Genomic DNA, 8,019 nt, shown 5'->3' with positions numbered 1-8,019 from the left:
GGGCGGCCTCGCGGGCGAGATCGCCCGCAGCCTGGCCGATCTCGTGACGCTGCCCACCCCGACCGTCTCGGCGATCCTCGGTCAGGGCACGGGCGGTGCCGCGTTGGCGATGCTCCCGGCCGACCGGGTGCTGTGCGCCCGCCACGGGTGGCTCGCCCCGCTCCCACCCGAGGGGGCGAGCGCGATCCTCTACCACGAGACCTCCCGGGCACCCGAGGTGGCGCGGTCGCAGGGCATCACCTCGGCCGACCTCCTCCGCGCGGGGATCGTGGACGTGGTGATACCCGAGCGACCCGACGCGGCGGACGAGCCGGACGCCTTCTGCGACCGGCTGGCCGACGCCGTCGCCGCGGCTCTGGTCGAGGTCCGGAGGCGTCCCCCCGAGCGGAGGTACGCGGAGCGGATGTCCCGCTATCGGGACCTCGGCCTGGGACTAGAGTGAAGCGCGTCACAGGCCGTCGGCGCTGATCGGGGGCTTCACTCCCGCACGAGAGGGGCTCACCCGATGTCGGACTCCACGACCTCGTCGACCTACGCCGAGGCCCACCGGCTCTCGATCACCGATCCCGACGCCTTCTGGCTGGAGGCCGCCGGGGGGATCGACTGGACCACTCCCCCCACCACGGCTGTCGACGGTTCGCGGCCCCCGTTCTACCGGTGGTTCCCCGACGGTGAGCTCAACACGTCCCACAACTGCATCGACCGTCACGTCGAGGCGGGACGCGGGGATCAGGCCGCGTTCATCTACGACTCGGCGGTGACCGGGGTCAAGGAGACCATCACCTACTCCCAACTGCTCGACCAGGTCGAGGCCTTCGCGGGCGCGCTCGCGGCCGAGGGCGTGGGGCGCGGGGACCGGGTCGTCATCTACATGCCGATGGTCCCGCGTGCCGCGGTCGCGATGCTCGCGTGCGCCCGCCTGGGTGCCGTCCACTCCGTGGTGTTCGGGGGCTTCGCGGCGCCGGAGCTGGCCATCCGGATCGACGACGCCCGGCCGAAGGTCGTGGTGACCTCGCCCGGCGGCATCGAGCCCACCCGCAAGGTCCCCTACTTCCCCATGGTCGCCAAGGCCCTGGAACTCACCCGTCACTCCCCGGGCGCCGTCATCGTGGCCGGCCGACCGGACCAGTTCCCGGACGAGACCTTCCCCGAGACACCGGGAACCACCTGGACCGACTGGGACCGGGCCGTCGAGGCCTCTGAACGCGCCGCACCGGTCCCCGTCAGGGCGACGGACCCGCTCTACATCCTGTACACCTCCGGGACCACGGGGCTGCCCAAGGGCGTGGTCCGTGACAACGGCGGCCACGCTGTCGCGCTGGCGTGGTCGATGTGGAACGTCTACGGGGTCCGGCCCGGCGAGGTCTGGTGGACAGCCTCGGATGTCGGCTGGGTGGTCGGGCACTCCTACATCGTCTACGGGCCCCTGCTGGTCGGCGCGACGTCCATCATCTACGAGGGCAAGCCCGTCGGTACGCCGGACGCCGGCGCGTTCTGGCGGGTGCTCGCCGAGCACCGGGCCACCGCGCTGTTCACCGCGCCCACGGCCGTCCGCGCCATCCGCAAGGAGGACCCCGAGGGCGGCGAGATCGCCAAGTACGACCTGTCCGCCATGCGCACCCTGTTCTGTGCGGGCGAACGCCTGGACCCGGACACCTACCGGTGGGCCACGGAGAAACTGGGCAAGCCCGTGGTGGACAACTGGTGGCAGACCGAGACGGGCTGGCCCATCGCCTCCAATCTCCGCGGGCTCGAGCCGATGCCGATCAAGGCCGGGTCCCCGACGGTGCCCGTGCCCGGGTACGACCTGCACGTCCTGGACTCCCGGGGCACCCCCCTCCCCGCCGGGGAGGAGGGCAACCTGGCGATCCGCCTACCGATGGCGCCGGGCACCCTGTCGGGCCTGTGGGACGACGACGAGAGGTTCATCTCCTCGTACATGTCCGTCTTCGACGGGTACTACTCGACCGGGGACGGCGGGTACGTCGACTCCGACGGGTACGTCTACGTGATGGGCCGGACCGACGACGTGATCAACGTCGCCGGACACCGCCTGTCGACGGGCTCCATGGAGGCCGTGATCGCCACCCATCCCGCCGTGGCCGAGGCCGCGGTCATCGGTGTGAAGGACGAGCTCAAGGGCCAGCGGCCGGTCGGATACGTGGTCCTCAAGTCGGGTGAGGTCCGCGACCCCGAGGAGTTGCGCGCCGAGTTGGTGGCGATGGTCCGCGAGGAGATCGGCGCGGTGGCCACCTTCCGCGACTGCACGGTCGTGCAGGGCCTGCCCAAGACCCGCTCGGGCAAGATCCTGCGCAAGACGATGCGGCAGATCGCGGACGGGCAGGAGAACGTCACCGTCCCGTCGACGATCGAGGACCCGGCCGTGCTCGACGCCCTCGCACCGTACCTCCGGCAGGAGGGGTAGTCGCCCGGACCGCCATCCGCGAGGGCGCGCCGGACGCCACCCGCGGTCGGGCGCGCGCGGGGCCCCGCACACGAGGACGCCCCGACTCCCGTGTGGGAGGTCGGGGCGTTCTCGAGTCGTCCGACGGGCCGGATCAGGCCTCGAGCAGGTCGATCACGAAGACCAGGGTCTTCCCTCCGAGCGGGTGCAGGGCCGCGGAGGTGCCGTAGGCCTTGTCCGGCGGGATGACCAGCTGGCGGCGACCGCCGACCTTCATGCCCGGGATCCCCTCCTGCCAACCCTGGATGAGGCCGTTGAGGGGGAACGTGATGGACTCGCCGCGGTCCCACGAGGAGTCGAACTGCTCGCCGGTCTCGTAGTCGACACCGACGTAGTGGACGGTGACGTTGCCGCCGGCCACCGCCTCGGCGCCGTCCCCCACCGTGAGGTCCTCGCTGACGAGGTCAGTGGGCGCGGGGCCCGTCGGCCTGTCGATCTCGGGCTTGTCCATGGTGTCTCCTCCTGGAGTCCGGTTCCCGGGCTCAGCGCTGGCTGATCGGGGTGAAACCCCGCTCGGCCGGGCCCGTGTAGACCTGGCGCGGGCGGTTGATCTTGGTGGACGGATCCTCGCGCATCTCGCGCCAGTGGGCGATCCATCCGGGCATCCGGCCGAGGGCGAACAGGACGGTGAACATCTCGGTGGGGAAACCCATCGCGCGGTAGATGAGGCCGGTGTAGAAGTCCACGTTCGGGTAGAGCTTGCGCTCGACGAAGTAGTCGTCGGCCAGTGCCGTCTCCTCGAGCTTGAGAGCGATCTCGAGGAGGGGGTCGTTGCTCTGGGACAGCAGCGCGTGGGCGTGCTTCTTGGCGATCTGGGCGCGCGGGTCGTAGCTCTTGTAGACGCGGTGACCGAATCCCATGAGCTTGACGCCGTCGACCTTGTTCTTGACACGGTCCATGTAGTCGGTCGCGTCCCCGCCCTCCGACTCGATCCGCTCGAGCATCTCGAGCACGGCCTGGTTGGCGCCACCGTGCAGCGGTCCGTACAGGGCGTTGATGCCGCCGGTGATCGAGGCGTACAGCGGCGCCTCCGAGGATCCGACCATGCGGACGGTCGAGGTGGAGCAGTTCTGCTCGTGGTCCGCGTGGAGCACCAGCAGCATGTCCAGGGCGTCGGCGACCTCGTCGGTGACCTCGTAGTCCGGCCCGAAGGTCATGCGCAGGAAGTTGCGGACGTACCCGAGCGAGGGATCCGGGTCGAGGGCGTCGTGACCGGAGCGGATGCGCTCGATGGCGGCGGCGAGCGTCGGGCCACGGCCCAGCAGCCGGGCGGTGGCCAGGTCGACGGCCTTGGGGTCGTCGATGTCCAGGTCGTCCCCGTGCGTGCCGAACAGGCTCACGCCGGCGGAGAAGACGGGCATCGGGTGGGTGTCGCGCGGGAACGCCTGCAGCAACGGCATCATCTGGCCGGGCAGCGCGGTCTCCCCGAGCACCTTCTCGGTGAACTCGGCGAGCTGGGCCTCGGTGGGATCCTCACCGTAGATGAGCAGGTAGGAGACCTCGAGGAACGAGGCGTTGTCGGCGAGCTGGTCGATCGGGTACCCGCGGTGGCGGAGGATGCCCTCGTTGCCGTCGATGTAGGTGATCGAGGAGGTACACGCGGAGGTGTTGACGAACCCGACGTCCAGGGTGGTCATCCCCGTCTTGGCCAGCAGCGAACCCAGCTGCACCGCGTCGCTTCCGCAGGTCGCCTCCACCACATCGAGTTCGAGCTCACCGCCGGGGTAGGACAGTGTTGCATTGCGGTCCGAACCGTTCGAGCCTGCGGTCACGCGATTCCCTCTCCGACGACTGGTCCCGGCGGCCATGTCCCGCCACGAATGTGCTGTGCCACACCCTACCGTGACGGTCGCCGTCACTTCGAAGCGTGCACCGGTCCGCTCCCCCCGGGCCCCGTCCACCGGGCGGCGTCGGGGCGTCGGCGGGCGTCAGGGCTGCAGTCGCCGGACCGTCCACCCCCCGTCACCCCGGAGGCACTCGACCCGGTCGTGGAACCGGTCCCGGCCCCCCTGCCAGAACTCGACGCGGTCCGGGCGGAGGCGGTACCCACCCCACCTGTCGGGCATCGGGATCTCCTCGACGTCCGCCAGGCGCTTCTCCGCGATCGCGTAGAGCGAGGTCAACTCCTCGACGGACTCCACCGGCTGCGACTGCTCGGACGCCCAGGCCGCCACCTGGGACCCCCTGGGGCGCGTACGCCAGTAGGCGAGGCAGTCCGCCCGGTCCAGCGGTCGGCACTCGCCCTCCACGTGGACCTGCCGTTCCACCACCAACCACGGGAACGTGGCCGACGCGTAGCCGGACTGCGCCAACTGCGCGCCCTTGCGCGAACTCGTCGTCGTGAAGAAGGTCAGACCCCGCTCGTCCGCCCCCTTGCACAGCACCGTCCGGGTCGACGGCCGGCGGTCGGCACCGACGGTGCCGAGCACCATGGCGTTGGGCTCGCGCACCCCCCGGCGCCCGGCCTCGTCCAGCCACGAGGCGAAGAGCGCGACCCAGTCGTCGTGCAGATCGCCCACGTCCAGGCTCGCGTTCAGGCCGTAGCCGACCCGCATCGTGTCGAAGTCGGCCGGTTCGAGTGCGGGATCCTCCATGACCCAGACGCTACTCCGGGCCCGACGCGCCCCCGACTAGGATGGAGCCGATTCGGAAATCCCACCACAAGGAACGGCACCCCAAGAGCATGAGCGATCAGCTGCCCACCATCCCCGCCGACCTCAAGCCCGCGGACGGGCGGTTCGGCTGCGGCCCGTCCAAGGTCCGCCCCGAGCAGATCGAGGCCGTCTCCGCCGCCGCCACCTCGGTGATGGGCACCAGCCACCGCCAGGCGCCGGTGAAGGACGTCGTCGGCCGGGTCCGCGAGGGACTGTCCTCCCTGTTCTCCCTCCCCGACGGCTACGAGGTCGTGGTGGGCAACGGTGGCACCACCGCGTTCTGGGACGCCGCGGCGTTCGGCCTGGTCCGCGAGAAGTCCCTCCACCTGACCTACGGCGAGTTCTCCTCCAAGTTCGCCAAGGTCACCGGCGGCGCGCCCTTCCTCGCCGACCCGATCGTCATCTCCGCCGAGCCCGGGTCGGCTCCCGAGCCCACCTCGGACCCGTCCGTGGACCTCATCGGCTGGGCGCACAACGAGACCTCCACCGGTGTGATGGTCCCCGTGACCCGCCCGGCGGGCTCGGAGAACGCACTCGTCGCCATCGACGCCACCTCCGGAGCCGGCGGGTTGCCCGTCGACATCTCCGACGCCGACGTGTACTACTTCGCGCCGCAGAAGTGCTTCGCCTCCGACGGCGGCCTCTGGGTGTCCATCATGAGCCCGGCCGCCCTCGAGCGCGTGGCCGAGATCGCGGCCACCGACCGCTGGTGCCCGGACTTCCTGTCCCTGCCCACCGCGGTGGACAACTCCTCGAAGAACCAGACGTACAACACCCCGGCCGTGGCCACGCTGCTGATGTTCGCCGACCAGATCGAGTGGATGAACACCCAGGGCGGTCTGGACTGGTGCGTCGAGCGGACCCGGGACTCGTCCTCCCGCCTGTACGACTGGGCCGAGGCCAGCGAGTACGCCACGCCGTTCGTCACCGAGCCCGCCCACCGCTCGCAGGTCGTCGGCACCATCGACCTCGACGAGAGCATCGACGCCGCGAAGGTGGCCAAGACCCTGCGCGCCGGCGGCATCCTCGACACCGAGCCGTACCGCAAGCTCGGCCGCAACCAGCTCCGCATCGGGATGTTCCCGGCGATCGACCCCGAGGACGTCTCGCGGTTGACCCGGTGCATCGACCACGTGGTGGGGCAGCTCGGCTGACCCTCGGGCCGCGCACCCTTCCGGGCGCCCGCCCACGGTTTTTCCGCAGCCCACCCGGCCCGTCACCGCGCCGGGTGGGCTGCGCTGACCTACCATGGGGGGAACGCCCAGGACCCGGGCACGCGCCGTTCGAGCCGCCCACGGGCCCACGAGGAGTCGAGGAGGCGGTATGCGGAAGCTGAGGATCATCGGGGTGGACGCCGACTCGTCCGTGGTCGAATGTGAGCTCCCGGACTCGGGCGAGACGCTGGCCCTCCCCCTCGACGACAGGTTCCGCGCCGCCGCGCGGGGGGAGTCCGTGCCCACGGAGGAGTCCCGGCGGGTGCCCGTGACGGGCACGTTGCGCCCACGCGAGATCCAGGATCGTATCCGCCACGGCGCCTCCCCCGAGGACGTCGCCGCCGACGCCGGCGTCCCGATGTCCCGGATCGAGGGTTTCGCCGTCCCCGTGCTGCTCGAGCGCGCGAACGCCGCCGATCTCGCCCGGGCGTCCCACCCGGTCCTTCCGGACGGGCCCGCACTCGACACGCTCGCCGACCGGGTCGAGTCCGCACTCGATCATCGTGGGGTGGACCCGGACGTCGTCGCGTGGGACGCCTGGCGCGACCGCTCGGGCGGGTGGATCGTGCGGACCTCCTGGCCCGCCGGCCTGTCGGACGACGCCTCGGCGACCTGGTCGTTCGTCCCCGATTCCCACGGCGGGTCGGCCCGGGCGCTCGACGACGAGGCCCAGCGCATCCTCGACCCGTCCCGCGCCACGGCCCTGCGCACCGTCTCGTCCCCTCCCCCGCTCCCCCCCGGCCCTCCTCCGATCCGCTCGGTGCCGGCCCCGGCCCGACCCGAGCGGAGGGAACCCGACCCCGCCACGGTGGAGCAGTCTCACGCCCCGGCCGAGACCGCCCCGGTGTCCGCCCCGCCCGCCGCGGTGGGTTCCGTCGACGACCACTTCCTCCAGCACCCGCCGGCCGAACCCGAACGCCGCACCACCCGTCGGCATCCCACCATGCCCTCCTGGGAGGACGTCCTGCTCGGTGTCCGCGGTAAGGACGACTGAGTCCTGTCATGGGCCACCACGTCGCGACCTTCTGGTACCTGGGCACCGATGACCCGTCCGCCCCCATCAGGTCCGGCCATCCGTCGGACCCCGGTTTCGCCCGGCGTCTGCTCTCCCGCCTGTACCCGACCGTCACCGTCGCCTCGCTGGGAATGTTCCCCCTCAACCGCTCGGCATCGACCGGTCCCGGGGAGGTCTACGTCGGGTCGTACCCCGGGTTGACCGTTCTCCAGACCCAGCTCGAGCAGCCCGTCCTGCCGTCCGCGACCGACGAGACGTGGCTACGCCTCGTCGAGGCGCCCACGGTCCTGCTGTTCTCGCACGACCCCGACGACGGGGTCAGCGGGTTCGCCCGCTGGGAATCGGGCCGACTCGTGCGCTCGTTCGCCGGGGCCGACGACCGGATCGTCGAGGACGAGGGCATGCCTCTGCCGTTCGAACGGCCCTACTGGGCGGGTGAGTTCCCCCTCGACTCCGGGGCGGACACCCCGCTCGCCCTGCCCTTCGCGCCGTCATCGCTGCTCCACGCCGCCCACCGCGACTGGCTGGGGTTCGATCTCTCCCCGGGCGGCCTCGACGTCCCCGTGCACGGGTTCGCCACCGACGGCCGACGGGAGGTCCGCCAGCGCACCGCGCCCACGGGGGCCGCGGTCCACGTCGTGGGCTCCCCCGGTCGCGCCGAACTCCACGCCG

General features: G+C 71.5%; 8 protein-coding genes. 5 read left to right on the top strand and 3 right to left on the bottom strand.

Annotated elements, in window-relative coordinates:
* On the top strand, positions 1–442 hold a 442-nt coding region (locus G6022_RS05210), incomplete at its 5' end, for a carboxyl transferase domain-containing protein (RefSeq protein WP_277819480.1).
* A 63-nt stretch (positions 443–505) separates the two neighbouring features.
* The gene (locus tag G6022_RS05205) at positions 506–2,425 is read left to right on the top strand and encodes a propionyl-CoA synthetase (RefSeq protein ID WP_182639075.1); all 1,920 of its coding nucleotides are present in this window, start codon (positions 506–508) and stop codon (positions 2,423–2,425) included.
* A 133-nt stretch (positions 2,426–2,558) separates the two neighbouring features.
* Here G6022_RS05205 and G6022_RS05200 read toward each other — a convergent pair whose 3' ends face one another.
* The 3 genes from G6022_RS05200 to pdxH all read right to left on the bottom strand — a co-directional run bounded on the left by G6022_RS05200 (position 2,559) and on the right by pdxH (position 5,058).
* Positions 2,559–2,915: an FKBP-type peptidyl-prolyl cis-trans isomerase gene (locus tag G6022_RS05200; protein WP_179524671.1), complete on the bottom strand. Its 357-nt coding sequence runs from the start codon at positions 2,913–2,915 to the stop codon at positions 2,559–2,561.
* Between the two features lie 31 nt (positions 2,916–2,946).
* Positions 2,947–4,236, bottom strand: coding sequence for a citrate synthase (locus tag G6022_RS05195; RefSeq protein WP_179524670.1), 1,290 nt, complete (start codon positions 4,234–4,236; stop codon positions 2,947–2,949).
* A 156-nt stretch (positions 4,237–4,392) separates the two neighbouring features.
* Complete coding sequence (gene pdxH / locus G6022_RS05190) at positions 4,393–5,058, bottom strand: pyridoxamine 5'-phosphate oxidase (protein ID WP_179524669.1); 666 nt, start codon at positions 5,056–5,058, stop codon at positions 4,393–4,395.
* An 89-nt stretch (positions 5,059–5,147) separates the two neighbouring features.
* Between pdxH and serC the strand changes: the two genes are divergently transcribed.
* From serC to G6022_RS05175, 3 genes are all read left to right on the top strand, one after another.
* Complete coding sequence (gene serC / locus G6022_RS05185) at positions 5,148–6,272, top strand: phosphoserine transaminase (protein WP_179524668.1); 1,125 nt, start codon at positions 5,148–5,150, stop codon at positions 6,270–6,272.
* A gap of 169 nt (positions 6,273–6,441) precedes the next feature.
* Positions 6,442–7,326 (top strand): septation protein SepH, encoded by an 885-nt coding sequence (gene sepH / locus G6022_RS05180; RefSeq protein ID WP_182691114.1) that lies wholly within the window; start codon positions 6,442–6,444, stop codon positions 7,324–7,326.
* Between the two features lie 8 nt (positions 7,327–7,334).
* Positions 7,335–8,019, top strand: a 685-nt coding sequence (locus G6022_RS05175) for a hypothetical protein (protein WP_182691112.1), incomplete at its 3' end; no start/stop codon positions are given.

The sequence above is a fragment of the Dietzia sp. Cai40 genome (assembly GCF_014145165.1).
Classification (GTDB): domain Bacteria; phylum Actinomycetota; class Actinomycetes; order Mycobacteriales; family Mycobacteriaceae; genus Dietzia; species Dietzia natronolimnaea.
The sequence above is the reverse complement of the archived record's forward strand: the minus strand, read 5'-3'. Positions and strand labels throughout refer to the sequence as shown.

Bases quoted from the DNA above. Each gene is read 5' to 3' on its own strand.
- pdxH (WP_179524669.1), bottom strand. From the start codon at position 5,058: ATGGAGGATCCCGCACTCGAACCGGCCGACTTCGACACGATGCGGGTC.
- serC (WP_179524668.1), top strand. From the start codon at position 5,148: ATGAGCGATCAGCTGCCCACCATCCCCGCCGACCTCAAGCCCGCGGAC.
- sepH (WP_182691114.1), top strand. From the start codon at position 6,442: ATGCGGAAGCTGAGGATCATCGGGGTGGACGCCGACTCGTCCGTGGTC.
- G6022_RS05205 (WP_182639075.1), top strand. From the start codon at position 506: ATGTCGGACTCCACGACCTCGTCGACCTACGCCGAGGCCCACCGGCTC.
- G6022_RS05200 (WP_179524671.1), bottom strand. From the start codon at position 2,915: ATGGACAAGCCCGAGATCGACAGGCCGACGGGCCCCGCGCCCACTGAC.